The 1,284-nt window shown below is 36.6% G+C and carries 2 protein-coding genes; both read right to left on the bottom strand.

All coding sequences use genetic code 11. From position 1 onward, the window contains the following. Positions 1-526: Fic/DOC family N-terminal domain-containing protein (locus JEM65_RS21100; RefSeq protein WP_306465106.1), on the bottom strand; the 526-nt coding region annotated here is incomplete at its 3' end. Positions 527-960: 434 nt separating this feature from the next. Next, on the bottom strand, positions 961-1,284 hold a 324-nt coding region (locus JEM65_RS21095; protein WP_233530777.1), incomplete at its 5' end, for an IS66 family transposase.

The following is a 1,284-nucleotide window of genomic DNA, read 5'->3' as shown; positions in this document are numbered from 1 at the left end:
AAGAAGGTGTGATTTTTACTTTTTCCCTGATAATATTTTCACCTTCTGGTGGTGTATAGATTACTTTATTCGTCACAGGATTTTTCAACTGTGTGCCGGGAGCGTTTCTTATACCGGAATTATTTTTCTTGATTATCCGCATGATGGCGATGAAAAGATTGGTGGTGAGCATAGGTCTTCTCCTTATTTCTTCCATCCCATACCACAGCGCGTCCTTATAGTGCATTACTTCCTTGGTCGCTGGGTTATCATTTTTTTTCTCTGCAATTGAGGCCTTGAACAATTCATCCTGCGTGGTTATTATATTCTCAATGGCAGAACTTGCCCTTGCTTCCTGTAAATTGATGGTGTCAATGAACAATATAGGGTTTGGCAGGTTGGTTATTGCTCCCTTCAGTTCAGATAATGCCCTACTTGCCGTAATGGTTTTTTTGAGAATGGTTATGCTTTCAATGTCTTTTTGTGGCGGCAGAAGTGGTAGGCTATTATATGGTATACTTGGATTATATGAGGTCTTATTTTCCATACTTTGGTTGTTTTTACGAGGGCGCAAAACACCTTCGATATTAATACAGGTGTAAATATAGTTAAAAATCGCCCTCGTTTTTTAACTAAGGATAATTATTGCCCCTGATGATATTCTTGCCAAACCTCTTGCAATAACTTGATTGTATCGTCTGGTTCTGTCGGGAGGGCAATGTAGGTGATCAGCACAACGGTAACTATGATTATGCCAGTCTGCCAACATGTAGAATTGATTTTGATTTCCTCGATTTTAAATTTTAAAATCACAATTTTAGTTTTAAGGACTCGCACTGCTCAGGTGTCAATTTTAATTAAACGGCTTTGGCCAAAAGGGCTTTTGGCTGGCTTTATGTTTTAAAATTATTTCTATTAGATTTTGTAGTAATTAGGAGTTCATACGTGAAATCAAAAATTCTATATGATAAAAATTTGTAACTATTCAGGCTTCAATATAGCAATAGTTTTAAAAGCGCCGAATATGTTTTGTCCGTTTTTAATACAGGTGTCAGTTACTGATCGTATGACCGCATAGACTTGTGCACCATTTTCAGTTTTGAACTGACCGGATACTTTTTGTTTCACTTTCACATTCCTAATTGCTCTTTCCGATGCGTTATTGTCAGCAGGCACATGGAAATGATACAGAAAAGTAAGAATATATTCTTTGTGCTTTATCATTCGCTTATGAAATGCACGCAGTTTCTTTTGATTTTCCGGTAGTGGGTTTTCTAATAAAATTTCCAAGGCAATTTTTATTCT

Source organism: Gelidibacter salicanalis, assembly GCF_016469035.1.
GTDB classification, from domain to species: domain Bacteria; phylum Bacteroidota; class Bacteroidia; order Flavobacteriales; family Flavobacteriaceae; genus Gelidibacter; species Gelidibacter salicanalis_A.
The sequence above is the reverse complement of the archived record's forward strand: the minus strand, read 5'-3'. Positions and strand labels throughout refer to the sequence as shown.